The sequence below is a fragment of the Pseudomonas sp. R11F genome, assembly GCF_050312575.1.
Lineage (GTDB): Bacteria > Pseudomonadota > Gammaproteobacteria > Pseudomonadales > Pseudomonadaceae > Aquipseudomonas > Aquipseudomonas palleroniana.
This window is the reverse complement of the sequence record NZ_JBNPJU010000067.1, coordinates 235,271-261,380: the sequence shown is the minus strand read 5'-3', so window position 1 is coordinate 261,380 and position 26,110 is coordinate 235,271. Positions and strand designations below refer to the sequence as shown.

General features: G+C 61.4%; 20 protein-coding genes. 11 read left to right on the top strand and 9 right to left on the bottom strand.

The window, feature by feature from the left end; all coding sequences use genetic code 11:
- Positions 1-23: 23 nt before the first annotated feature.
- From ACQRBV_RS21760 to ACQRBV_RS21750, 3 genes are read right to left on the bottom strand one after another with little or no spacing between them, the layout of a single operon-like run.
- A complete protein-coding gene (locus ACQRBV_RS21760; protein ID WP_411984103.1) occupies positions 24-3,092 on the bottom strand; it encodes an efflux RND transporter permease subunit in 3,069 nt (1,022 codons plus the stop codon).
- A gap of 9 nt (positions 3,093-3,101) precedes the next feature.
- On the bottom strand, positions 3,102-4,289 hold the full coding sequence (locus ACQRBV_RS21755) for an efflux RND transporter periplasmic adaptor subunit (protein ID WP_411984104.1): 1,188 nt from the start codon (positions 4,287-4,289) through the stop codon (positions 3,102-3,104).
- 16 nt (positions 4,290-4,305) lie between these two features.
- Entirely contained in the window at positions 4,306-5,901 is a 1,596-nt protein-coding gene (locus ACQRBV_RS21750) for an efflux transporter outer membrane subunit (protein ID WP_411984105.1), read from the bottom strand.
- Positions 5,902-6,181: 280 nt separating this feature from the next.
- Here ACQRBV_RS21750 and ACQRBV_RS21745 point away from each other — a divergent pair, with 280 nt between their 5' ends.
- Both ACQRBV_RS21745 and ACQRBV_RS21740 read left to right on the top strand, forming a co-directional pair.
- Positions 6,182-7,138, top strand: a complete 957-nt coding sequence (locus tag ACQRBV_RS21745) for an ABC transporter substrate-binding protein (RefSeq protein WP_411984106.1) — start codon at positions 6,182-6,184, stop codon at positions 7,136-7,138.
- Positions 7,139-7,161: 23 nt separating this feature from the next.
- Positions 7,162-8,481: an LLM class flavin-dependent oxidoreductase gene (locus tag ACQRBV_RS21740; protein WP_411984107.1), complete on the top strand. Its 1,320-nt coding sequence runs from the start codon at positions 7,162-7,164 to the stop codon at positions 8,479-8,481.
- On the opposite strand, the gene ACQRBV_RS21735 is transcribed toward ACQRBV_RS21740, so the two are convergent.
- Complete coding sequence (locus ACQRBV_RS21735) at positions 8,482-9,480, bottom strand: NADP-dependent oxidoreductase (protein WP_411984108.1); 999 nt, start codon at positions 9,478-9,480, stop codon at positions 8,482-8,484.
- A 95-nt stretch (positions 9,481-9,575) separates the two neighbouring features.
- A complete protein-coding gene (locus ACQRBV_RS21730; protein WP_411984109.1) occupies positions 9,576-10,358 on the bottom strand; it encodes an SDR family NAD(P)-dependent oxidoreductase in 783 nt (260 codons plus the stop codon).
- A gap of 134 nt (positions 10,359-10,492) precedes the next feature.
- Here ACQRBV_RS21730 and ACQRBV_RS21725 point away from each other — a divergent pair, with 134 nt between their 5' ends.
- The 8 genes from ACQRBV_RS21725 to ACQRBV_RS21690 all read left to right on the top strand — a co-directional run bounded on the left by ACQRBV_RS21725 (position 10,493) and on the right by ACQRBV_RS21690 (position 19,896).
- Positions 10,493-11,086, top strand: coding sequence for a TetR family transcriptional regulator (locus ACQRBV_RS21725; protein WP_411984110.1), 594 nt, complete (start codon positions 10,493-10,495; stop codon positions 11,084-11,086).
- Between the two features lie 163 nt (positions 11,087-11,249).
- Positions 11,250-13,385, top strand: coding sequence for a TonB-dependent siderophore receptor (locus ACQRBV_RS21720; RefSeq protein ID WP_411984111.1), 2,136 nt, complete (start codon positions 11,250-11,252; stop codon positions 13,383-13,385).
- 290 nt (positions 13,386-13,675) lie between these two features.
- A complete protein-coding gene (locus ACQRBV_RS21715; protein WP_060753065.1) occupies positions 13,676-14,344 on the top strand; it encodes a GntR family transcriptional regulator in 669 nt (222 codons plus the stop codon).
- Between the two features lie 66 nt (positions 14,345-14,410).
- Positions 14,411-15,217, top strand: a complete 807-nt coding sequence (locus tag ACQRBV_RS21710) for an ABC transporter substrate-binding protein (RefSeq protein ID WP_411984112.1) — start codon at positions 14,411-14,413, stop codon at positions 15,215-15,217.
- A 12-nt stretch (positions 15,218-15,229) separates the two neighbouring features.
- Positions 15,230-16,006, top strand: a complete 777-nt coding sequence (locus ACQRBV_RS21705) for an amino acid ABC transporter permease (protein ID WP_411984113.1) — start codon at positions 15,230-15,232, stop codon at positions 16,004-16,006.
- Between the two features lie 2 nt (positions 16,007-16,008).
- Positions 16,009-16,788 (top strand): amino acid ABC transporter ATP-binding protein, encoded by a 780-nt coding sequence (locus ACQRBV_RS21700; protein WP_411984114.1) that lies wholly within the window; start codon positions 16,009-16,011, stop codon positions 16,786-16,788.
- Positions 16,789-16,846: 58 nt separating this feature from the next.
- Positions 16,847-18,457 (top strand): gamma-glutamyltransferase family protein, encoded by a 1,611-nt coding sequence (locus tag ACQRBV_RS21695; protein WP_411984115.1) that lies wholly within the window; start codon positions 16,847-16,849, stop codon positions 18,455-18,457.
- 125 nt (positions 18,458-18,582) lie between these two features.
- Entirely contained in the window at positions 18,583-19,896 is a 1,314-nt protein-coding gene (locus tag ACQRBV_RS21690; protein WP_205343815.1) for a chloride channel protein, read from the top strand.
- 25 nt (positions 19,897-19,921) lie between these two features.
- On the opposite strand, the gene ACQRBV_RS21685 is transcribed toward ACQRBV_RS21690, so the two are convergent.
- Both ACQRBV_RS21685 and ACQRBV_RS21680 read right to left on the bottom strand, forming a co-directional pair.
- Positions 19,922-21,265 carry an MFS transporter gene (locus tag ACQRBV_RS21685; protein WP_411984116.1) on the bottom strand — a complete coding sequence of 448 codons (1,344 nt, stop codon included), beginning with the start codon at positions 21,263-21,265 and terminating at the stop codon, positions 19,922-19,924.
- Positions 21,266-21,310: 45 nt separating this feature from the next.
- Positions 21,311-22,231 carry an SMP-30/gluconolactonase/LRE family protein gene (locus tag ACQRBV_RS21680; RefSeq protein WP_161548100.1) on the bottom strand — a complete coding sequence of 307 codons (921 nt, stop codon included), beginning with the start codon at positions 22,229-22,231 and terminating at the stop codon, positions 21,311-21,313.
- Positions 22,232-22,659: 428 nt separating this feature from the next.
- Between ACQRBV_RS21680 and ACQRBV_RS21675 the strand changes: the two genes are divergently transcribed.
- Positions 22,660-23,358 (top strand): IclR family transcriptional regulator, encoded by a 699-nt coding sequence (locus tag ACQRBV_RS21675; protein WP_081086957.1) that lies wholly within the window; start codon positions 22,660-22,662, stop codon positions 23,356-23,358.
- 181 nt (positions 23,359-23,539) lie between these two features.
- Here ACQRBV_RS21675 and ACQRBV_RS21670 read toward each other — a convergent pair whose 3' ends face one another.
- A complete protein-coding gene (locus ACQRBV_RS21670) occupies positions 23,540-24,868 on the bottom strand; it encodes an MFS transporter (RefSeq protein ID WP_411984117.1) in 1,329 nt (442 codons plus the stop codon).
- A gap of 84 nt (positions 24,869-24,952) precedes the next feature.
- Entirely contained in the window at positions 24,953-25,945 is a 993-nt protein-coding gene (locus tag ACQRBV_RS21665) for a hydroxyacid dehydrogenase (protein WP_411984118.1), read from the bottom strand.
- Positions 25,946-26,110 lie beyond the last annotated feature (165 nt).

The following is a 26,110-nucleotide window of genomic DNA, read 5'->3' as shown; positions in this document are numbered from 1 at the left end:
ATGGTGCACCTATTTGGGGCGGATCAGGGCGCTCGCGCCGGCTCTGAATCCAGCCGCGATTGCCCGGTTTCGTGAGCGTGCGTGGCTCCCATGAACAGGTACATCGCCGGTACCATGAACAGCGTCAACAGCGTCCCGATCGACAAGCCGGCGAAGATCACCAAGCCCATGTCATGGCGCCCAGCCGCACCGGCCCCGGACGCCCACACCAGCGGCACCACGCCCAGCACCATCGCCGCCGTGGTCATCAGGATAGGGCGCAGGCGCACGGCGGCCGCTTCTTCAATCGCCTCACGCTTGCTGTGGCCGGCGCGTTGCAATTGGTTGGCAAACTGCACGATCAGAATCCCGTGCTTGGTGATCAACCCCAGCAGCGTCACCAGGCCCACCTGGGTGTACACATTGATCGACGCGTAGCCCATGGTGATAAACGCCAACGCGCCGAACAACGCGGGCGGCACGGAGAACAGGATCACCACGGGGTCGCGAAAGCTCTCGAACTGGAAGGCCAGCGCCAGGTAGACGATCAGGATCGAGAACAGCAGCAGGCCGACGAACCCACCAGACTCCTGCATGAACTGCCGCGACTCGCCGGCGAAGTCCGAGGTGTAGCCCGAAGGGGCAACGTGGTTGAGGATCGTGTTCAGCTTCGCCAGCAACTCGCCCTGGGCCACACCGCTGACGCCGCCCAGCGTCGCCGAGTTGAGTTGCTGGAAGTGGTTGATCGATTCCGGCTGGGTCGAGGTCTCGATATGCGCCACCGTACGCGCCGGTATCATGTTGCCGGCAGGTGTGCGGATGTAGTAATCGAGGATCTGCTCGGGGTTGAGGCGGTTGACCTGCAATACCTGGGGAATGACTTTGTACGAGCGCCCGGCGGTGGAGAAATAGTTCACGTAATTGCCGCCCAGAGCGGCTGACAACGCGGCGCCCACATCGGCCTGGGTCATGCCCAATGCGGCAATTTTTTCCCGGTCGACCACCAAGCGTGCCTGGGGTTTGTCCAGCTTCAAATCCATATCGGCGAACCAGAACAGCTGTTGTTTCAGGGCCTCGGCCATGACCGCCTGCGCGACTTCGTTGAGGTTCTCCACCGAGTCGGTGGTGGTGATCACAAATTGCACCGGCAACCCTTGGGCCCCCGGCAGCGAGGGCAGCGGGAAGGCCGCGATGCTGGCCCCCGGCACCTGATTCCATTTTTGCTGGAGGTCCAGAATCAGTTGGGCCTGGGAGCGGGTGCGGTCGCCCCAGGATTTGAGCAGCACGCCGCCCAGGCCCTGGTTGAGTGCCGGCAGGCCGGTCAGTTGGAACATCTGCGCGTATTCGGGTTCTTTGTTGGCGATCTGGAACGCCTGGTCGGCAATGCGCTCCATCTGCTGCGGTGACGCCGTCGGCGGACCTTTGATCTGCATGAACACCAACCCCTGGTCTTCGGTGGGCGACAGTTCGCTCTTGGCCGTCATGCCGCTGGCCGCGACCAGCAGGAACAGGGCAAAGCCGAAGGTCACCAGCACCGGCCAGACGTCCAGTCCGCCGGACAGCACGCGGTGATAGCGTTTGCGCAACCAGTCAAAGTACTGGTCGAGCCGCCGGGCGAAACGACCTTCTTCCTGGCCTGGCTTGAACAGCCGCGACGTCATCATCGGTGAGAGTGTCAACGCCACCACGGCCGACACGGTCACGGCGCCTGCCAGCGAGAAACAGAACTCCTTGAACAGGGCACCCGTGAGGCCGCTGCGCAGCCCGATCGGCACGTAGGCGGCCACCAGCACCACGGTCATCGCAATGATCGGGCCGCCCAGTTCGCGCGCCGCGATCAGCGCGGCGTCCAGTACGCCTTTACCTTCCTCCTTGATATGCCGGTCGACGTTTTCCACCACAATAATCGCGTCGTCCACCACCAGCCCTATCGCCAGTACCAGGGCGAGCAGCGTCAGCAGGTTGATGGAGTACCCCAACAGGTACATGACAAAGAACGTTCCCACCAGTGACAGCGGAATCGCCACCAGCGGCACAATCACCGCACGGAACGAGCCGAGGAACAGGTAGATGACCACCGAGACGATGATCATGGCTTCGACCAGGGTCTTGACCACCTCGTAAATCGACGTGTTGATGAACTCGGTCGAGTCATACACGATCTCGCCGCGCACCCCGCTGGGCAATTGCGATTGCAGCTCGGGGAACGCCTCGCGCACGCTGCTGGCGACCGTCAGGATGTTCGCCGTGGGAGCCGCCTTGATGCCGATGAACACCGAGCGCTTGCCGGAGAACGCCACGCTGCTGTCGTAGCTTTCGGCGCCAAGGGTGACGGTCGCCACATCCTCCAGGTACACCAGCGCATCGCCTTTGTGCTTGATGACCAGGCGCTTGAACTCATCCACCGTGTGCAAATCAGTGCCGGCCGTGAGGTCGATCGTCACCGACTGCCCACGGGTCGAGCCCACGGCAGACAAGTAGTTGTTGTTGGCCAGGGCGGTGGAGACGTCCTGCGCGGTGACGTTGTGTGCCGCCAGTTTGTCCGGGTCGAGCCAGGCGCGCAGGGCGAACTGGCGGCCGCCGAGAATCTCTGCGGTTTGCACGCCCTGGATCGAGTCGAGCTTGGGTTTGACCACCCGCACCAGGTAGTCCGTGATGTTGTTGGTGGGCAGCGTGTCACTGTAGAACCCCAGGTACATGGCGTCGGTAGTCTGCCCGACGGCCACCGTCAGCACCGGTTCCTGGGCTTGGGCGGGCAGTTGGTTCTTCACCGAATTGACTTGGGTATTGATCTCGGTGAGGGCCTTGCTCGCGTCGTAGTTCAGCCGCAGGGTGGCGGTGATGGTCGAGACGCCGGTAATGCTCGTTGAGGACAGATAGTCAATGCCTTGGGCTTGAGCAATAGCCGCTTCCAGCGGCTGGGTGATAAAGCCTGCGACGGTGGAGGCGTCTGCACCGTAGTAGGCGGTGGTGATGGTGACCACCGTGTTTTCGGTGCGCGGCCATTGGTTCACCGGCAGTTCGAAGATCGAGCGCAGCCCCAGGATCAGGATGAACAGCGAGACCACTACGGCCCAGACCGGTCGGTGGATAAAGGTATCGGTCAGTTTCATGGGACACCTTTAATGTTCTTGGGGAGTCGGAGCCGGGTCGTTCAACGGCGCGGCGCGGTTGTCGACCTTCACCGGCGAGCCATTCTTGAGTTTCATCTGGCCGCTGGTGATCAACAGATCGCCTTCTTTCACTCCGGACACAATCGCCACCTGGTCGCCCCGGGTCGGGCCGGTCTTGATAAAGGTTTGTTGCGCGCTGAGCACTTCCTCACCCTTGTCGTTTTTACTCGAGGTGGCGATGAACACGGTGGTGCCGTAGGGGTTGTAGGTCACCGAGGTCTGTGGAACGGTGAGGTAGCGTTGGGAAGCGCCGGAATTGACCACGGCGCGGGCAAACATACCGGGCACCAGGCTTTGCCTGGGGTTCTCGACGGTGGCTTCGACGGTGACGTTGCGCGTGGTCGGATCGAATTGGGTGTCGACCGTGCTGATCCGCCCCGTGAAGGTTTGTTCGAAAAGGCCGTCGGCGGTCACCAGGACCTGTTGGCCGATGGCAATGGACCCGAGCTGGTTCTGTGGGACATTGAAGTCGATATAGATGGGGTCGAAGGTCTGCAGCGTGGCAATTTTGTCGCCTGGGTTGAGGTATTGGCCGGGGTTGACGCCGGTGATCCCGATACGCCCGGCAAACGGTGCGCGAATGGTCTTTTTCGCCACCAGCGCGCGTTGTTGTTCGGCGGCGGCAAGTTTGGCCTTCAAGTCTGCCGTGTCGGTGTCGACCTGGGCCTGGGACACCGCATTGACCGCCAATTGAGCCTTGTTACGCTTGAGCACGATGCCCGCCAGGTCGGCAGTCGCCTCCAGGGAGTGAAGCTGCGCGAGGTCCGCGTCGGCATTCAACTGCACCAGCAGCGCCTGGGCCGCCACCTGCTGTCCGGGCGTGAAACCGAGGGTACGCACGATGCCGCCGACTTCGGTGGTCACGTCCACGCCGCGCACCGCCTTCATCGAACCCACGGCGGACACACTGGGTTGCCAGTCGGCATACGGCACGGGCATCGCGGTCACCACGGCGGCGGGTAGCGGCAGTTTTGACTGGGCGATCAGCGCGGAAATCTGCACGAATTTCACCCCGGCGATGATCGCGACAATCAGCAATACCACCGCGATCATGATCAACATCGGCCGCCACAGTCGACGCTTGCGCGGTACGCCGGGCTCGGAGGGCGGGGGAGAGGCAGTCTGGACGTCGGCCATGGAGAGTCTCACGGGTTCAATGATTCGGTTCAGTCCAGCCCGCCGCTGTGGCGGGCGTCGCGTGCGCATTGTCGGCCGGCATCAGCTCCCGCCATGACGGCAGGCCGAAGCGGTCCGGCTGGCCCCGGGTGGCGGGGTCAACATCGGTGCGGTTCCACCAGCCGCCTCCCAGCGCCTGGAAGAGGGCCGTGGTATCGCTGTAGCGAGCAGCCTGCGCCCTGACCCGCGCCAGCACCGTGTTCTGGTAGGTCTGCTGGGCGGTGAGCAGGTTGATGTAGGCCACCGCGCCCAGGCGGAATTGGGCCTGCACCAGGTCCAGGTTGGCTTGCGCCGAGCGCTCAGCGGCAACCTGCTGGTCGAGGGTCTCGGCGTCGGCTTCGAGGGCGCGCAGTGCATTGGCCACGTCCTGAAACGCGACCAACACGGTGCCGCGATAACGCGCCGCGGATTCATCGTAGGCCGCCACGGCGGCGCGTTTGCGATGCTCCAGGGCGCCGGCATCGAAGATCGGTTGGGCAATCCCGCCCGCCAGGCTCCAGACGCCGGAGCCGGCCGAGAACAGCCGGGTGCCGCTCGCCACCGTGGAGCCCACGGAACCGGTGATGCTGAACTGCGGCAACTGATTGTCGACCGCCACGCCAATGTTGGCGCTGGCTTGGTGCAATTGAGCCTGGGCCGAGCGCACGTCCGGTCGCTGGCCGACAATCGCCGAGGGCAGACTGACGGGCAGGTCTGTCGGCAAGTGCAGGGAGGCCAGTTGGAAACGTTCGTCGCGGTCCTGATTGGGGAACCGGCCGAGGTAGGTCATCAGTTGGTTGCGAGTCTGCGCCAGCTGCTTTTGCAGGGGCGGCAGGGTGGCGCGGGTCTGGGCCAGCGCGGTTTGCTGCGTGAGCACGTCGGCATTGCTGATGGCGCCCAATTGTCGTTGGGCTTGCAGGACGTCGAGCTGATCGCTCTGCAGTCGGATGATGGCCTCGGTGGCCGCCACTTGATCGCGCAAAGACGCCAGGCTGACCGCCGTGTTGACCACATTGGAGGTCAGGGTGAGGTAGGTCGCCTCCAGTTGGAAGCGTTGGTACTCGGCCTGGGCCGTGGTCGATTCGATCTGCCGGCGCGTGCCGCCGAACACGTCCGGGGCATAGGATACGCTCAGCGACGCCGAGCTGAGCGTAAGGATGGGCGATGAGGGGGCCCCCGTTGTGACGCCCGAGACTTTCTCCCGGGTCTTCTGGAGATTGGCGTTGACGGCGGGAAACAGCGACGCCTGGTCGGCGTAAACCTGCTCATTGGCCTGGCGCAAGGCCGCTTGCGCCGCGCTGACATCCGGGTTGGCACGCAGGGCTTCTTCAACCAGGGCATTTAATGTCGTTGAGTGGAACAGCGTCCACCATTGCCCCGGAATGTCCATGCCCGCGATCAAGCGCTGCGCCGCGCCGCCGGTGTCGATATCGGCCTGGGCGGTGGTCGTCAGCGGTTCTTTTGTGTAGCCGGCCGCTGCGGGCACCTCGGGGCGGCTGAAATCCGGCCCGACCGTGCAACCGGCAAGGGCCAGGCACAGCAGGCCAAGCCGAGCCAGGAGAGGTGATTCACGCCGCCGCGGATGCTCTTTCATATCGACTCTATTAATCAGTTGGGCAACTGCTTTTTTGTCGAGCAATGCGTGCAGGTATCTGCGGGCGATCTACAGAAATGACCCTGGGCGCTGGACTCAAATCAGTGTAGGTGGTGCACGACGCTACGCAATGTCGGCGTATTCCCGGGGGCGTTTCTATGGGCTTGAAAATGCATTGTGCGCATTATTATAGAATTAGGTTATGCGTTATCGGTATTTTACACGCGCTGATCAGTCCCCCATCTTGTCCGTCCCCAAGAACAGGTAGCTGGAGACAAATGTGCGTGATCTGACAAAACGGGTAGCCGGGATGGTTGCCGCATTGCTGTGTCTGAGTGCGCACGCGCAAACGCTGGTGGTGGGCGACCAGAGCTACAACGCTCAGGCCGTGATGGAGGCGGCGGGCGTGCTCGATGACCTGCCTTATCAGCTGGAGTGGAAACAGTTCACCGCGGGCTCGCCGGTCGCCGAAGCACTTAATGCCAACAGCCTGGATATCGGTTTGCTCGGTGATGCGCCGGTGTTGTTCCTGGGCGCATTGGGTGCGCCGATCAAGGTCATCGCCATCAGCCGGCAAAATCTCGACGGCGTGGCGATTCTGGTCAGGAAGGATTCGTCGATCCACAGCCTGGCGGATCTGGCGGGTAAGCGTGCGGCCGTGTGGAAGGGCTCCTGGAGCCAGCAACTGCTGCTGACCGCACTCGACAAAGCCGGGGTGTCGCGAGACTCACTGGAGTTGCGCTACCTCAGCGCGCTGGACGCTTCCCATGCCCTGGAAGGCGGTTCGGTGGACGTCATCGCCACCTGGGAACCCTATGTCACGCAACAGGAACGCCAAGGTGCGCGCGTGCTCGCAACGGCTGACGGCCTGATCCCGGCCCAGAGCTTCGTTGCCGCCAATGCCAAGGCCGTGGATGCCAAGCGTGCGCCGATCAATGACTTTCTCCAACGCCTGAAGAAAGCCCGCGACTGGACCCGCCAAAGCCCGGCCAACGCCGATGCTTATGCCGATGCCTGGGCCAAGCGCACCCGGGCCGATGCGGATATCGCCCGCGCCTGGTTTGCCCGCGCCCGTACCACCGTGGAGCCGGTGACAGCCCAATCGCCGCTGGAGGCGCAAAAGACCGTGGACTTCTTCGCCAGCCAAGGCTTGGTCAAGTCTTACCCGGCCGCCAGTCTGTTCGACAACTCGTTCTCGGCGGCACTGCAATCCGCCGTCGTTACAACACAGCCCTGAACGCCGCAAGGAACCCCTTGGACATGACCAAAAGACAGCTCAAACTTGGCGCCTTGACGATGGGTTGCGGCGGACCGGGGCGGCACAACCTGTGGCTTGACCCGCAATTGCCGGCCGATGCCAGCGTCAACATCGACTGGTACATCGACATTGCGCGCCAGGCCGAAGCGGCCTTGTTCGACTTGATGTTTATCGTCGACAGCCAGTTCATCACGCCGGGGTCGCCATCCCATTACCTCAATCGCCTGGAACCGTTGACGCTGCTATCGGCACTGGCCGTCAGCACGCGCCATATAGGGCTGGTCGGCACCCTGACGACTTCTTACAACTCGCCTTACAACGTCGCACGCCGCCTGGCCTCGCTGGACCTGATCAGCAAGGGCCGCGCCGGCTGGAACGTGGTCACCAGCGGCGACGCCGGTACCGCCGGCAACTACAGCCGCGATGAACATTATGACTACGACACCCGCTACGGCCGTGCAGCCGAACACGTGCAAGTAGTGCAGGGCCTGTGGAACTCCTATGAGGACGATGCCTTTGTGCGCAACCGCGCCACCGGCCAGTTTTTCGACCCCAACAAGCTGCACAGCCTGAATCACCAGGGCGAGCATTTTTCGGTGGTCGGCCCATTGAACATCCAGCGCTCACCCCAAGGCCAGCCGGTGATCTTCCAGGCCGGCGACTCGGAGCAAGGCCGCGAGCTGGGCGCCGCCACGGCGGACGTGATCTTTACGCATGCGGCCAGCATCGAGCAGGGCCAGGCTTTTTACCGGGATATCAAGGACAGGGCCGCGCGGCACGGTCGCGATCCCGAACAACTGCGGGTGATGCCCGGCGCAGAAATCTATGTGGGCGACACCGATGAACAGGCCCGCGAAATCGAGCGACACTACCATCACGCCGACCACAGCTTTGAATTGGCCTTGAAGGAGTTCGGGCGCAATTTCGGCTGGCATGATTTCAGCCAGTACGACCTGGATGCGCCGTTTCCGCAGGAGAGCCTGGAGGCTGCGCGCAGCAGCTTTTTCACTGCCGCCAAACGCATTGCCGACCAGGCCCGGGAGAAAGGTTTTACGTTGCGCCAGGCCGTCGAATTCGGTCGACAACTGCGCCCGGGGGCCTTTGTGGGAACGGCGGCGACCGTCGCGCAGAAAATGGCGGAGTGGTTCGAGGCGCGGGCGGTGGATGGGTTCAATATCTATATTGGGCATCCGGAGCAGTTCGAGCGCTTTACCCGTGAAGTCATACCGCTGTTGCAGGAACGCGGTGTGTACCGCACGGCCTATGAAGGGACGACGTTGCGCGAAAGCCTGGGGCTGAAGATTCCGAAATCGCTGACGTAATCACTTGAGCGTAATCACCACCTTGCCCCTGGCGCGCCCCTGCTCGACGTACGTCAACGCCTGCGCCGTGTGTTCCAAGGGGAAGGTGCGGTCAATCACCGGCTTGATGATTGCGGCCTCGATAAGCTCGGTGAGCTGCTGCAGTTGTGCGCCATCGGCCCGCATGAACACGAATGCGTAGCGCACGCCCTGTTTGCGCGCCTTGCGCCGAATCCCCAGGCTCAGCAGGCGCATGACTTGCTGCAGTGGCCAGGACAGCCCTTGTTCGCGGGCGAATTGGACCGTGGGTGGTCCTGAGATGGAGATGAGCTGCCCACCGGGCTTGAGGACCTTGAGCGACTTCTCCAATACATCCGCGCCGAGGCTGTTCAGCACTACGTCATAGTCATGCAGGACGCTTTCAAAATCCTGCTGTGTGTAGTCGATCACCCGGTCGGCGCCCAGCGCCTTGACCCATTCCACATTGGCCGTGCTGGTGGTGGTAGCGACAAAGGCACCGAGGTGTTTGGCGAGCTGGATCGCGAGCGTGCCGACACCGCCTGACCCTGCGTGGATCAGGACTTTCTGGCCCGGTTGCAGGTGTGCGGTGTCGACCAGCACTTGCCAGGCGGTCAGGGCCACCAAGGGGATCGCTGCGGCGTGTGCCATGTCGAGATTGGCGGGCTTGCGGGCGAGCGCGTTTTCGTCCACGGCGATGCGTTCGGCGAATGTCCCGATGCGGGTTTCAGGTGCGCGGGCGTAGACCTCGTCTCCCGGTTTGAAGCGTTTGACTTGCGAGCCCACTTCTACCACGACCCCGGCCAGGTCATTGCCCAGGATCAACGGGAGTGGGTACGGCAGGATCAATTTGAAGTCGCCTTTGCGGATCTTCGCGTCCAGCACGTTGACGCTGCTGGCGTGCACCTCAATCAATACGTCGTGCGCCCCGACTATCGGGGAGGGCACCTCGCCAAGGCGACCAGTGTTCTTGCCATAGCGATCAATCAAAAAGGCTTTCATCGTGACGCAGCTCTTGTCGGTTGGCAGGCGTCGATGCAGGGCCTTGGGCGCCTGCACCGAATCCTGTTGGGATGATCGTGACTCAGTGATCGCACTCAGGCCAGGTAGCGTTGGGCAACCGCAGACTGACGGATTTGCCCAAGCAAGCCCTGACGGGCGGTCTGCAGGCCATCCCAGCGTTCAGCTTCGTGCAGCGGCGGAATCGTCACCACCTCACGACGGTCGAAGCCGACCAGTGCGGCATCCACCAGATCGCCCACTTCCATGATTTCGTTCAGGGTGTTGATGTCGATGCCGGAGCGATCCCAGATTTCCGTGCGGGTTGCGGCCGGCAGTACGGCCTGCACATACACGCCCAGAGGCGAAAGCTCCAGGCTCAGGCCCTGGGAAAGGAATAGCACAAAGGCCTTGGTCGCACCGTAGACCGACATGCCGAACTCCGGCGCCAGGCCGACCACCGAACCAATATTGATGATCGCACCGTCGCCGGCCTTGGCCAGACGTGGAGCGATGGCACTGGCGAGCCGCACCAGCGCGGTGGTGTTGAGGGCGACCAATTGCGCGACGCTGTCGGTGCTCTGGTCGATAAAGCGGCCGGACAGCGCCGCGCCGGCGTTATTGACGAGGATTCCGATGCGGGCATCGTCGCGCAGACGGGTTTCAACGCGGGTCAGATCGTCGAGTTGGGTCAGGTCGGCGGGGATGATCTCGATGCTGACCTTGTGTTCGTCGCGCAACCTTGCAGCGAGTGCTTCCAGGCGCGCCTGGTCTCGAGCGACCAGCACCAGGTCGTGGCCGCGTTGCGCGAAGCGTGCGGCGTAAGCCGCGCCAATGCCGGTAGAGGCGCCGGTGATCAAAACAGTAGGGCGAGTGCTCATGGTTCATCTCTCTGGGTGGGTTTTGCGTGTTTTTATGATGATGATCGAAATCTAAGCTGTCAACGGTTTTGATTATGACTGGCATCTATGTATCATGGAGCGCAGGTTTTCCCGTTGAACACGAGGTATGACAGGTGAGAGTGACCAAGGCGCAGGCGCAGGCCAATCGAGAGCACATCGTTGAAACGGCTTCCGAACTGTTCCGCGAGCGCGGTTTTGATGGTGTCGGCGTCGCCGATCTGATGGCGGCGGCCGGCTTCACCCATGGCGGTTTCTACAAGCATTTCGGCTCGAAGGCCGACCTGATGGCCGAAGCCTCGGCCTGCAGCCTGTCCAAATCGCTGGTGGGGGCTGAGTCGCTCGATGTTGCTGGCTTCATCAACCGCTATGTGACCCGAGAGCATCGCGACCGACGTGGCGGCGGTTGCACCCTGGCGGCGCTGGGGGGCGACGCGGCGCGTCAATCGGATGAGCTGAAAACCACCTTTGCCGAAGGCATCGAACAGCTCCTGCACACGCTGGGGCAGAAATACCCGACGGGACCGGATGCCGCGGCGGGTGAGGGCAGGAAGAACATGATCGACCTGCTGTCTCGAGCGGTTGGCGCGATTGTCTTGTCGCGGGCTTGCCCGGACGATTCCGCGCTGGCTGACGAGATCCTTGAAGTGTGCCGTGCGCAGATGTTGGCTTCGTTGGACGTTGCGGCCAGTGACGGCGCGCCTGCTTGAGCGCCTTTTTCGCGTGGGGTGTTTAAGCGACTGGTATCCAGTGGATTCTCAAAAAAGCTCGTTAATGAGAATTAGTGCTAAACGAGAACTGTTGATATAAGATCCGCCGCGAATTCCTGGCAGGTCCACCTTCTCGTCGGCTCATCCATAAGGTCCAGCATCCATGCGTCGTACCCTCATTTCCCTCTGCGTGCTTCAAGCATTTTCCCCTTTAGCCTGGGCGCAGGATGCACCCTCTGAAAACGCCAGCCTCGAATTGCAAGCGACCACGGTCACGGGCGAGATGGACAGTGAGACGGCCCAAGGTCCGGTCAAGGGCTACCGCGCCACACGTTCGGCGAGTGCGACACGTACCGATACCTCGATTCACGAAACGCCCCAGTCCATCAGCGTCGTACCCAAGGACGTGGTCGAGGACCTGGGGGCGACGCGCTTGCAGGAAGCCCTGGACTACGCGGGTGGCGTTGGCCGGGCCAACAACTTCGGCGGGCAGGGGCTGACCAGCTTCACGGTGCGCGGCTTTACCACCGCCGAGTTCTATCGCAACGGTTTTCCGATCAATCGGGGCTACCCGAGCATGCCGGATGCCAACAGCATCGAGCGTCTTGAAGTGCTGCGCGGGCCTGCCAGCCTGCTCTATGGGCGTGGCGACCCTGGCGGCACCTTCAATGTGGTCTCCAAGCAACCCCTGGCCGAGCGTACGATCACGCTGGGCAGCCAACTGGATGATCAAGGCATGCGGCGCGGTACGCTCGATGCGTCCGGCCCACTGGATGAGCAAGGGCGCCTGGCCTACCGGCTGAACGTGGTGGGTGAGGGCGGCGACACCTTTCGCGACCATGTCTCCACCGAGCGCTATGGCGTGGCGCCGGTGTTGACCTGGCAGGCCACGGACGACACCAAGGTCACCTTCGAAGGCGACTTCATGCGTAACAATCACCCACTGGATCGCGGCCTGACCCGTTTCGCCAACCAGCGTGGCACACCGTCACGAGACACCTTCTGGGGTGAGAAATACGCCGGTAACCTGCACAACGACAACAACATGGCCCAGTTGCGTTTCGAACATCTGCTCAACGACAACTGGACCCTGGCCGGTGGCTTCCAGTGGCTGGACGGGACGATGAAGGGCAATGGCGTTGAGGCGAACAATGCGACGAGCCTGAATGCCGACGGACGCACCCTGCAGCGCAACTTCAACTACCGCAAGCTGGATTGGACCGACAAGGACTACCAGCTCAACCTGACCGGGCACTTTTCCCTGGGCGGCCTGGACCACACGCTGCTCACCGGCATTGAATACGAAGACTACGATTACAAGTCGATCATCCAGCGTTCCAGCGCCGCAACGGGCACGTTCCCGATTGATATCTTCAACCCGGTCTATGGCCAGCCACGACCTGCGCTGATCCGCACGCCGACCCATGACAAAGAAAACCTCAAGACTTACGCGGCTTTCGTCCAGGACCAGGTGGCGCTGACCGAGCGCTTGAAGGTTCTCGCGGGTGCGCGCTTTGAGCGCTTCGAGCACGAATACGAATCCTACGTACCGGGTGTCAGAAGCTGGAACGCTGCCGACAACGCGGTCACCCCACGCGTCGGTGTGATGTATGACCTCACCGACACCGTCGCGCTCTACGCGGATGCGGCGCGTTCGTTCAAACCCAACACAGGCGCCAGTCGTCAAGGCGGCGGTTTTGATCCGGAGCAGGGCAAGTCCTATGAAATGGGCGTGAAGTGGGAAGCGCTTGACCGGCAGTTGAGCGTCGACGCAGCGATCTACCAGATCGACAAGAAAAACGTTCAAGGTGTCGACCCCGTTGACTCGGCCTTCAACGTGGCGACGGGGCAGGTGCGCAGTCGCGGCTTCGATCTGAACGTGGCCGGCAACCTGACGCCCGAGTGGCGGATGATCGGCGGCTATGCCTATGTAGATGCCGCGGTGACCAAGGACACCACCATTCGCACCGGTACGCGCCTGGCGAACATCCCGCGCAACAGTTTCAGCCTGCTTAACGTGTATGAGTTCCAGGACGGCGCCCTTAAAGGGTTGGGCCTGGGCGCCGGTGGTAAATACGTGGCCGAACGCGCCGGGCAAACTGCCAATAGCACCTTCACGATGGGGTCCTACACGGTCGTTGACCTGCTGAGTTACTACAAGGTCAACGAAAAGGTCAGGCTCAATCTTGACGTGAAGAACCTGTTCAATCGTGAGTACGAAGAAGGTTCTTTCCTGAACTTCTATGCCTACCCTGGCGAACCGCGTACGGTCCAGGTGGGGATTTCCTACACCCTGTAACCCCACCTGAACAGGGCGAGAAAGTCGTCATTCCACGCAGCCCTTGCCTGGTCGGCGACCGCCGCGCCGGGCAAAAGCTCGATTGTGACTGCGCCTGGAGCGTGCTCACTCATAGGGCATAGGTGTGCTGTTTGGTAGCACACCGTGCTGGTCGTACGCGGCGGTCTCGCCGCTACTTTCCGATTTATGCAGCCGATTCAACCCCTTGCCTCCCTTCACGCGAGATGGCACGCATTCTGCTTTTATGTATCCGTGGATAATTGGATACAAAAAATCAAAAGGTGCCGCCGATGCAATTTGCCCCCGCTTACGTAGACCGTCAGCCCCTGACTGCCGAGGAGGAGGCCTACAACTACCTGCTGGAAGCCATTTGCAGCGGCCGCTACCGCAAGGGTGACCGGCTGATTGCCGAAGATATCGCCAGTGAGGTCGGCATGAGCCGCATGCCGGTGCGCGAAGCGTTCCGGCGCCTGGATGCCCAAGGCCTCGTTACCCTGCGACCCAACCGTGGCGCGGTAGTCAGCGGCCTGGATATCGATGAGTTGCATGAGGTGTTCGAGATGCGCAGCGCCCTGGAAGGGCTGGCGGTGCGCGTGGCGGTGGGCCGTATCGGCGAACGCCAGCTGGCGGCCCTGGAACGCCTGCTGGACGAGATGGACGACTACCGCGACGAGAGCGCCGCCTGGGTCCGGCGGCATCGTGCGTTTCATGAATACCTGTGCAGCCTCAGCGGCCGACCGCGTTTGATGAAGCAGATTTCGGCGTTGTACTCGCTGGTCGAGGCGCCCATGCGCTTATGGTTGCAGCACGGTGACAAGCCGCTCAGCGCACGCCAGGAACATGCGGTGATCCTCGACGCGATTCGGGCCGGTGACGCCGCCCGCGCCGAAGCCGTGGTGCGTGAACACATCGAAGGCACGGTGCCGGCGCTGATTCAATTCCTGCAAGCGGAAAAATAATAAAAAAGCTGTCGTGTTTTGACTTGGTGTCCTGCCCCGTTCTTCAACCTACTGGAGTGTCTGGTCATGCATAAACGCCGCGCCTTGCTGGTGGCTTTCTCCCTCAGTCTCTTTAGCCAGTGGGCCTTTGCTGCGCCCCAGGTACCGGAGCGCCTGCTCAAAGCCGATAAGCTCACTTACTGCTCGGGGATGGATTCACCCCCGCTGGTGTCTTTCGACGAGGCCCAGAAACCGCGCGGGCTGACCGTCGATCTGGGCCTGGAAATCGCCAAGCGCCTGGGCGACAAGCCGGTGCAGTGGCGAGTGATTCCGTTCTCGGGGCTGGTGCCGGCGCTGCTCGCCCAGCAGTGCGACATGATCGTCGATCAACTGTTCGACAAGCCCGAACGGCGCCAGGTGATCGATATCGTCAACTACATGTATTCCAGCCAGTCGGTGGTGGTGCCAAAGGGCAACCCCAAGGGCATCAAGGCACTGGATGACCTGTCCGGGCACAAAGTCGCGGTGCTCAATGGCTCGACCATCAAGACCCTGCTGGATAGCCAGAACGACAGCCTGACCAAAGCCGGCAAGCCCGCCATGAAACTGGTGGTCTACAACACCGACACCGATGCTTTCCAAGCCCTGCGCATCCACCAGGTTGACGCCTACGGCACCACCGTGGAAACCGCCGGTTACTACGCAGCGATGGCCCCCGACCTGTTTCAGGAGGGTGTGCCGGCGTTCAGCCGCATCCTCACCGGCCTGGGCATTCGCAAGGATGACCCGCAATTGAGCGCCGCGGTGCAACAGGTGATCAGCGACATGCGCAGCGATGGCAGCTACCTGCAGTTGCTGAACAAGTGGCATGTGAGCAGCGACACACTCGACTGAGGCAAACCCGCGATGAATTTCAATTGGGATGTGTTCTGGCAGTACCTGTTGCAGCCCAGCGGCGTGTACCTGACCGGGCTCTGGCTGACCTGCCTGATCGCGGTCTCGGCGATGTTGCTGGGCTGTTTGCTGGGGCTGGCGGCGGCGTTGCTGCGGCTGTCGAAGAACCCGTTGCTGCATCTGCCGGTGCGCTTTTATGTGTGGTTGATGCGTGGCACGCCGTTGCTGGTGCAGATCGTGTTTTTGTACACCGCCATGGCGGCAGGCGGGATTTTCCGGTTTGAGGATGTGGAACTGTTCGGCCTGATGATCCCGGGGAATATCCAGGCCGCGATCATTGCCCTGGGCCTCAACGAAGGCGCCTATATGGCCGAGATCATCCGGGCGGGGATCGGCGCGGTCGACAAGGGCCAATACGAGGCCGGACGCTCCCTGGGCATGGGCTTCGCCAAGCTGATGCGGCGCATCATCCTGCCACAGGCGTTCCGGGTGATCGTGCCGCCGCTGGGCAACGAGTTCAACGTGATGCTCAAGAACACCACGCTGGTCAGTGTCATCGGGGTGCAGGAGTTGCTGCTCAGTACGCAGATGGTCACTTCGGCGACCTTCCGTGTGTTCGAGTTGTACCTGGTGGTAGCAATCTACTTCTTGATGCTCACCACCCTGTGGGGGGTTTTCCAGCGTTGGCTGGAGGCCCGTTTCGGCCAGTCCGACCAGCCCGGCGCACCACCGCCGGCCTCCAGCCGCCTGTTCGGGCGTAGCACCTTGAAATTGCTGAGGGGACGTTAAGCATGGCGCACCAAAGTGAAGAACTGATCATCGAAGCGCTGGATATTTACAAGTCCTTCGGCGAGCTACAGATTCTCAAGGGCGTTTCCCTGCAAGTGCGGCGTGGCGAAGTGGTGGTGCTGATCGGTGCATCAGGCTCCGGCAAGACCACTTTTATCCGCTGCATCAACCTGCTGGAAGATATCCAGGGCGGGCGCATCCGCGTCAACGGCCGTGCCATGGGCTATCGCGAGCGCAGCGACGGCAGCCTGGTGCGTGATTCGGAGCGCAACATCGCCCGGCAGCGCCGCGATATCGGCATGGTGTTCCAGCGCTTCAATCTGTTCCCGCATATGACCGCCCTGGAAAACATCATCGAGGCGCCGATCCAGGTGCTTGGCGTTTCGCGTGCCGAGGCGCTGGGTCAGGCGCGGGATTTGCTGGCCAGGGTCGGCCTGGCGGACAAGGCCGGCCATTACCCCTCAATGCTTTCCGGCGGCCAGCAGCAACGGGTCGCGATTGCCCGCGCCCTGGCCATGAAGCCCCAAGCCATGTTGTTCGACGAACCCACCAGCGCGCTTGACCCGGAAACCGTCGGCGAAGTGCTGGAGGTCATGAAAGAGCTGGCCGAGGAGGGGATGACCATGGTGGTGGTCACCCATGAAATGGGCTTTGCCCGTGAAGTGGCCGATCGGGTGGTGGTGCTCGACCAGGGCGAAATCATCGAACAAGGGCCACCGGAACAGATTTTCAGGCGCCCCAGCCACCCTCGTACCCGAGCCTTTCTCAGTCGTGTGTTGTGAGCCTGGCGAGGAACCCCTGTCGCCTGTGTCCAAAAGCCTGAACCCAAGAGCCTTTGCCATGTTGAAATTTTCTGCTCACGAGTACCCCTATCCGTCACAACGCCAGAGTGTCTTTGCCCGTCGCGGCATGGTCGCGGCGTCACAACCCCTGGCGGCCCAGGCGGGGATCGAGATTCTGCAAAAGGGCGGCAACGCCATCGACGCCGCCATCGCTACGGCGGCGGCCCTCATTGTGGTGGAACCCACTGGCTGCGGCCTGGGTGGCGATGCGTTTGCGCTGGTGTGGTGCAAGGGCCGGTTGCACGGCCTGAATGGCAACGGCCACGCGCCGGCGGCCTTGAGCATTGATGCGGTCAAGGCTGCGGGCCATGAGCAGATGCCGCTGTACGGCTGGACTCCGGTCACCGTGCCTGGCTGCCCATCGGCCTGGGCGGAGCTGTCGCAACGCTTCGGCACGTTGCCCTTCGCCGATCTGCTGCAGCCGGCCATCAGCCTGGCGCGGGACGGCTTTCCCGTCTCGCCGGTAGTCGCCCATCAGTGGCAGCTCGCCTTGAACGAATTCACCGCCCATCGTGACGCCGCGCTGGATGCCTGGTTCGATACCTTCCTGATCGACGGCCGCGCCCCGCTGGCCGGGCAGTTGTACCGCAACCCGGCCCAGGCACGGACCTTGGAAGAACTCGCCGCGACCCGCTGCGAAAGCCTGTATCGCGGCGCCCTGGCCGACCGACTGGACGCTCATTCGCGTGCCAGCGGCGGCTATCTGCGTGGCGGCGACCTCAAGGGTTACCGGGCGCAGTGGGTAGAGCCGATCCATATCAATTATCGTGGCGTGGATGTCTGGGAAATCCCCCCGAGCGGCCAAGGGCTGGTGGCGTTGATGGCCCTGAAGATCCTCGAAGGCTTCAACTTCGATCACCGTGACAGCCAACAGACCTGGCATCGTCAGCTTGAGGCGATGAAGGCGGCCTACAGCGACGGCTTGCACCACATCACCGACCCCTTGCATATGTGCGTGGCGGTGGCTGACCTGCTGAGCGACGCCTACAGCACCCGCCGTCGCGACCAGATCGGCGAACAAGCGCAACTGCCCAAGCCCGGTGACCCTCACGCCAGCGGCACGGTGTACCTGGCCACGGCGGACGCCGAAGGCAATATGGTCTCGTTCATCCAGAGCAACTACCACGGCTTCGGCTCCGGCGTGGTGCTGCCCGACAGCGGCATCGCCCTGCAAAATCGCGGGCAGGAGTTCAGCCTCGATCCGGCCCATGCCAACTGCCTGGCGCCCGGCAAGAAAACCTTCCACACCATCATTCCCGGCTTTCTCACCCAGGATGGCCAGGCCCTCGGACCGTTCGGCGTAATGGGCGGCTACATGCAGCCCCAAGGCCATGTACAGATGGTGATGAACCTCGTCGATTTCGGCCTCAACCCGCAAGCCGCGCTGGATGCGCCACGCTGGCAATGGCTGGGCGGCATGAAAGTCGGCATAGAGCAGGGCGCCTCCCGCGATTTGGCCAACGCGCTGATACGTCGCGGCCACGAAGTACAGATCGCCTGCGACCTGACCGATTACGGGCGCGGGCAAATCATCCTGCGCGACCCGGTCACGGGCGTGCTGTGCGGAGGAACAGAACCGAGGGCGGATTCACATATCGCGGTGTGGTGAGCAACGCCCGTCCTGTTCGTTGAATGCCCTGCGCGGGGCATGCTGCAGGGCTGCGGCAGGGTCGAGATCATGCGAGACTGCGTGGGCGTTGCCTGCCATCGAACTTGAAACGGGAATCTGCTCGGGTGATCAAACCGCTATTGTTGTTACGCCGTCGCTTTGCGTCTGTCCGCTGGCGTACTCGCGTGACCCTCTGGGTTGCCGCCACCTGTGCCGGGCTGCTGGTCGTGATGTTCGCCCGCCTGGCCGACCTGGCGCTGATGCAATTTGCTCAACAGACGGCCGGGCGACCCTGGTTGCCGTTTATCTACACGCCACTGGTGGGCATGCTGGTGGTGTGGCTGACCACGCGGTTTTTTGCCGGAGCCCAGGGCAGTGGAATTCCCCAGGTGATCGCCGCCACGCGGCTGGCGCACCAGGGCAAACCCGTCAGCCGGTTGGTCTCGTTGCGTATTGCGTTCGCCAAGATAGGCCTGGGCACACTGGCACTGACCGGGGGCTTTTCGGCTGGGCGCGAAGGCCCTTCGGTGCAAGTGGCCGCCTCAATCATGCACTTCTTTCATCGTTACCTGCCCAATGCGCGGGTGATTCGTCCCGAAGACCTGATCCTGGCCGGAGGCGCCGCCGGCATTGCCGCAGCGTTCAACACGCCGTTGGCCGGGGTGGCGTTTGCGGTGGAAGAGTTGGGGCGCAAGCTGGAAACGCGCACCAGTGGTGTGTTGCTCAGCACGATCATCCTGTCAGGCATGGTCGCGATCGCTATACAGGGCAACTACAACTACTTCGGCCACCTGGACGTACAAGATGTCAGCCTCACGATCATCGCGCCTGCGGTGGCCGCCGGTATCGGTTGCGGTCTGCTGGGAGGGTTGTTCAGCCGAATGCTGCTATGGCCACAGCGGCATCAGCGGTTTGCCCTCTGGGAATGGCGCCGCGCTCACCCGGTCTGGTTTGCCGGTGGTTGCGGGTTGATCGTGGCCGTTCTCGGCGCGCTCAGCGGTGGCCTGTCGTTTGGCAGCGGTTACGGCATTACGTCACAGATCATCGTGTCGGATATCGGCCTGCCCTGGCATGCGCCCATCACGCGTTTTCTCGCCACCGTCGTGACCTATTTTTCCGGTATCCCTGGCGGCATTTTCGCGCCGTCCCTTGCAGTCGGCGCGGCGGTGGGCGCCAATGCCGCCGAGTTTTTCAACGTGGCGGCCCAACCCATGATTGCGCTGTGCATGGTGGGTTTCCTGGCGGCGGTAACACAGTCGCCGATCACTGCCGCAATCATCGTCATGGAGATGATCGACAGCCATGGCATGGTCATCAGTCTCATGGGCGTGGCGTTGATCGCCAAGGCGGTCAGCGCCAGGATGGGGCCGGAGTTGTATCAGCAATTGGCGCGAGGTTTTCTGCAGGTGCCCGTTGCTGCGACAGCCACCAAACCTTAGCGCCAGTGCGAAGTTGTACCTTGAGTCATTTTGGCACTGCTTGAGGCGCAGGCAGTGTTGGAGTGCCTTGGCGAGCAGGGTCGCCCAACCAGAGCATCAAGCACAGGCCTATCAGCAGGACGGCCGCCACCGCAAAGAATGGCATCGTATAGCTCTCAGTGGAGTCCTTGATCAAGCCGATCATGAACGGGCCGGTGAAACCGCCAAGGTTGCCGATCGACACAATCATCGCCAGGCCACCTGCGGCAGCACGCCCCGTAAGGAAAGTTGAAGGGATCGCCCAGAACGTCGCCTGGAAGGCAAGGATACTGGCCACTGCCATGCACAGAGCCGCAATTTTCAGGACGGAATGCTCGGTCAGTGCCGCTACCACCAGTGCTGCAGCGGCCATGGCCAACGCACCGACGACGTAGGGAAGTCGCTGCCTGCTTTTATTGGCCAGGCGCGCCCAGAGGGTCATGATGATTGCGCCTGACACATAAGGCAACGCCACGACAAAGCCCAAGGCGCCACTGGAAATACCCTGGCTTTTGATGATTTGCGGAAGCCAGATACCGATGCCGACCGAGCCGACGATGCAACAGAAGTTGATCGCCGCCAGCGTGAAGACTTTCGGATTGGTCAATGCTGCCCGCAAAGTGGTGCCATGGGAGGCGCCAATCGCTTTTTGCTCTTCAGAGAGGCGGTTGTTAAGCCAGGTTTTTTCGCGATCCGACAGCCACCGAGCCTTCAGCGGCGTATCGACGAGCAGAAACAGGCACGCGATACCCAACAGCACAGCGGGCAAGGCCTCCGTAATGAGCAATAGTTGCCAGTTGCGTAGCCCCAGGACATCGTGTTGTTCGAGCAGCCAACCCGACAGCGGCGAGCCGACGATATTCGCCACGGGAATACCGAGCAGAAAGGCAGCGGTCGCCTTGGCGCGCCACTTACCCGGGAACCAGTAGGTGAAATACAGATAAACGCCTGGGGTGAATCCGGCTTCGGCAACCCCGAGCAGGAAACGCGCAATGCTGAAGCTGATGGGGCCAGTCGCAAACGCCGTGGCCATGGAAATAAGGCCCCAGGTGATCATGATGCGTGCAATCCAGATCCGCGCGCCAAATCGTTGCATCAGCAGGTTGCTGGGGATTTCAAAAATGAAATAGCCGAAGAAGAACAGGCCGGCGGCCCACCCGAACATTGTTGCGGTCAGCCCTAAATCCTTGTTCATGCTGATGGCGGCAAAACCGACGTTCGTGCGGTCCAGGTAGCTGATGACATAGCAGACGAAAATGAATGGCACGACGCGCCACAGTATGCGGTGCATCAAGCGTTCACCTTCGGCCTCGTTGAGCGTAGTAGGGTGGGTCGAAGTGTCGTAGGTCATAGTGTCAGGTCTTTTTATAGTTGTTGTATGAGCTGTGCTGTGGGTTCAGCTATGGGAGTACATTGGTAACCCCGGTGTGGCCGTGTCGACTTGCAGAATGCTCCCGGTCTCGGACTCGATGATGAACAGCGTTCGACCGTCCACGCCGCCGAAAGCCAGGTTGGTATTGCTGATGCCGGCACAAGAAACGATGCGTTGCAGCGGCTCCGCGACTTTCGACAGTTTCCAGACAGAACCGAAGCCTGTGTGCGCGATATAGAGGTTGCTCTCTGCGTCAAGGGCCAGCCCATCGGGGCCGCCGAGACCTCCGTGCAGTTGGGCGAAGACTCCAACCTTTCCGATGATCGAGCCGTTGCCCAGCGGGATACGCCAGATCTGTTGGGCGCGGGTGACCGCAATCAGCAGATGATTCAGGTTGGGGTCGTAGACGATCCCGTTGGGACTGGGGATGGTATTGAGCAGGCAAGTCAGGTTGCCCTTCACGTCGACCTTGTAGACCCTGCCGCTCGCATCCTGCAGGCCGGTCTGTCCCTGATCGGTGAAGTACAGGTCACCATTGGGAGCGAAGACGAGGTCATTCACGCCCTTGAAACCCTCTGAACCCGCCGACTCCAGAAAGGGCTGGATATCGCCGGTGTGCGGATCCAGCACCATGATTCCGCGCTTGTAATCGGTGATGAAGATTCGCCCGTCCTGATGGATCTTCAGGCCATTCGGCCAGCCATCGTAGGCGCAGACCAGCTCCCACTCGCCGAGACGGGAAATCCTGAAAATCCGCCCATTGGGGATGTCGGTCACGTAGAGGCGACCCTCCCGGTCAAACGATGGTCCTTCCAGAAACGAATCTATCGCTCGTCCCTGGCGGTTGGCATTCGCCCAGGCGGTTGGGCGCACGTCGCGAAACTGTTCCGGCAGGCGGGTAAAGACGCTTGTCTGAACGGTCGGTGGGGCAGCAAAAAAGCTCATGTTCGCTCCTGGCGGCGAGAAGGGCGTGGGTCGCCCGGAATTGTTATTGGTCTAGTTTTAATGAAATGCTGTTTCAAAATAAACCAATCGCCGACGAAAGGCGATACAGGGTTTTCGCGAAAATAGTGCTTTTGTTGAGTTATTTTGTGGTGGCGATGAGCTGGCTAGCTTTTTAGATTCTCTAAAAGAAATGGCATTTTAAAAAAAATCGGATGCGGGTCTTCAGAGGCTCCGATGGCTTGGAGTACGCGCGCTGATCAACGCATCCAGGATTTGCAAGGCGCAGCTTTCGGGCCTTGCTAGTTTTTTTGCTATACATCACCCGGATGGCGAGCAGGCTGTCGTTGTAAGATAATCAATTTTCCTGCCCTGATCGTTGGCTGCCCTGTCTGGTCAACTGAATGGGCTCTGTCAATGAGGTGTCTTCAATGGTTAAAGCGCGGCCGCGCCCAGCGGTAAACGGGGTGGCTTCGGCTGACCGAGTCTTGACCGTTCTGTCTGCCTTTCGAATCGGCGATTCTGCGTTGAGCCTGGTTGAGCTGGTAGAGCGTACGGGGCTTATCAAAAGCACGATCATGCGTTTGATGGTTTCGCTTGAAAACCAGGGTTACATCACACGCATGGCTGATGGCCGTTATCAGTTGGCCAGCGAGGTCATGAGGCTTAACGCGGTGTATCAGGAGTCGCTCGATCTGGAGCGGCATGTGATGCCGCGACTGCAGTACCTTTCCGAGCAAACAGGTGAGACCGTTTCTTTCTATGTTCGCCATGGTGCCTATCGGATGTGCCAGTACCGGGTCAATTCCGCCCATCGCCTGCGGCTCAATATGCAGCCGGGGGATATGCGCCCCATGGATGAAGCGGCCGGAGCCCAAGCGCTGCGAGCGCCTTTTCACGTGGGCATCGCGCTGGAAAAACCGTACTTTTCGCGTGGCGCGACGGACCCACACGCGTCCTCTATCGCGCTGCCGATCTATGGGCGGCAGCAGGAGCTGATGGGCGCACTCGTCATCTCCGGGCCTGCCAGCCGACTGACGGAGGAGTGCGCGGACAACTTGAAGGACATTTTCTTCGAGGTTGCCCGCGACCTGATGCGCAGTCTGGGGCTCAAGCCGGCGGACAGCTGAACTGCCTAGGAAGCATCTGTCCCGGCGTCCGGCGCGCCAGTAGATCCTGGAGGGCGGCGTCGCCGGCTCGCAGGAAACGGCGACGAGACAGAAGCATCGCAGAACCTCATGATGTGGGTTTGGAAGCGATACCGAGGCTCCCTTGCGGGAGCTCGGCATCTTGGCGTCGATTGAGGAGCGCTTACTTGGCGACCACGGATGCGCCCAACTCGGCGTGCTCCCGCTGACGCTTGCGGCCAATCACCAACACCATGATTCCTGCCAGCGTGCAGAGCGCCGCCAGGGGCATAAGCGCTATCGCGTAACTGCCTGTTGCGTCGTGGATCGCGCCATAAGCATTCACCATCAGGCCGCCTCCGATCAGGTTTGCCATTGCGCCTACGGCTGCGAGCCCGGCAGCAGCCGTGGAGGAGGAGAGCCAACCGGAAACCAACGCCCAGAATGGACCTTTCATTGAGTAGGCCCCGACCAACACCAGGGTGAGCAAAATGACGGTGGCAACCAAGGAGGAGGTGAACAGGGTCAGGAGCAGGCCGAACGCGATCAGCAACAAGGTCATTGCTGTATGCCAGCGACGTTCGCCGGTGCGATCGGAACTGCGTCCCCACACGATCATCAGGACCGAAGCGATACCATAGGGAATGGCATTCACCAGGCCGATTTCCAGTGAGTTCAAACCAAAGGTCTTGAGTAGTTGCGGGGCCCAGACACTCATGGTGCTGCCGGCGGCGGAGGCCCCCGAATAGATCAGGGCAAGCACCCAGATGTCTTTATGGCGCAGCAGTTTCCACAAGGAAATATGGCCGATTGCGGTTTTTTTCGAAGCCTCTTCAGCCAGGCGCTGAGTCAACCAGCGGCGTTGTTCATCGGTCAGCCATTTAGCCTGTTCGGGGCGGTCAGTGAGCACGAACAGGCAAGCAAACCCCAGCAAGACGGCGGGTATGCCTTCGAGGATGAATAGCCAATGCCACCCGCGCATCCCCATCCAGCCGTCCAGGCTGAGCAACAGACCGGACAGCGGCGAGCCGATGAAGTTGGCGGCAGGAATCGCCACCATGAAGATCGCCACCATGCGTGCACGGTAAGCTGAGGGCAGCCAGTAGGTGAGGTAAAGCAGGACCCCCGGGAAGAAACCCGCTTCGGCGGCTCCGAGCAGGAAGCGCATCACATACAGGGAGTTGGCGCCCTGCACGAATGCCGTGCCTGCCGAGATCAGCCCCCACGTGATCATGATCCTGGCGATCCACATACGCGCGCCATATTTTTGCATGGCCAGGTTGCTGGGGACTTCGAGGAGGAAATACGCGACGAAGAACAGGCTGCTCGCAAAGCCGAAGACTTTCGCCGTCAGGCCCAAGTCTCCGTTCATCTGCAGCGAGGCCATGCCGATGTTGCCGCGGTCGATGATCGCAATCAAATAGCAGACGATCAGAAATGGAAGAATGCGCCAGGCGACGCGGTGCATCGTACTGCGCTCTAGCTCACTGATGGTGGAAGTTGCTGAGGTCATGAGGCTCTCCGATTGTTATTGTTTCTGGAGTGTCGCGTTCATTGTGGGCGGCCCTGGTGTCCAGCCAGGGCAGCGGGGGCAAGGTCACTGCACCGCGGTACTGGCCTCGAGCAGATGTCGGTTGACCACACAGCGAGGATCCAGGGGTTTGCCCGCCCACACATCGAGAATCTGTTGAAGTGCAACGAGACCGACGCGATCACGTGCCTCGCCGGTATTGGCCCCCACGTGGGGAGTGGCGACAAGTGTCGGCAGACCCCAGAGCGGGCTGTCGGAAGGCGGCGGCTCGGGGTTGAAGGTGTCCAGGCCGGCGCCCGCTATCTTGCGCTCGCTCAACGCTTTGACCAGTGCGTCGGTATCAATCAATTCGCCCCGGGCGGTATTGATCAGGATGCTGCCTGGGCGCATGCGCTCCAGTTGCGCGGCGCCAATCAGGTTTGCGTTGGTGTCCGTCAGCGGGCAATGCAGGCTGATGATATCGCTCTGGGCCAGGAGTCGATCGAAATCCTCCTCGCGCTGCACATGATCGCGTTGCGGCAGTTGCTTCAGGTAGGGGTCGTAAACTTTTACCTGCATGTTCAACGGAGCAACCAGGTCCATCAGGATGCTGCCGATCGAGCCCAAACCCACCAGGCCGAGCGTCTTGCCAAACAACTCAATACCGTTCGCCGAGGTCTTGTCCCAGTGACCGTCGCGCATGCGTGCGTCCAGCAATGCAGTCTGGCGCGCCACGCTGAACATCAGCGCAAAAGCGTGTTCGGCGACGGACTGCGCGTTGGCACCGACAGCGATGCTGACTGGAAGGCCATGGTCGGCAGCCGCCTGGATATCAATGGTGTTGTAACCCACGCCGTGCTTGGCAATCGCCTTGAGTCTGGACGAGGCCTCAATCATCGCGCGGGTCAATTGCCCCTGGCGAACGATGATTGCGTCGGGTTGCTCGGCACGGATGATCGCTTCCAGCTCGTCAGCAGCAATGTAGGGGGTTGTAGGGATTACCCTGACGCCCTGGCGTGCGGCCAGGTTCATTGCGTCTGCAGCCAGTTCGGGCCCGGTAAGCAGGAGGGTTCGGGTCATGACAGATACCTTGTTCTTATGGGTATGGCTGACGATCAAAGCGAGAGCGTCGCGACAGACCGACATTAGCATAATGAAATGCCGTTGCAATATCTGTGATTGAAATGCTTTTTTTGCCCGATGGCCGGTTAAATTCTTTGTTGCATTGAGATAAATGAAATGCAA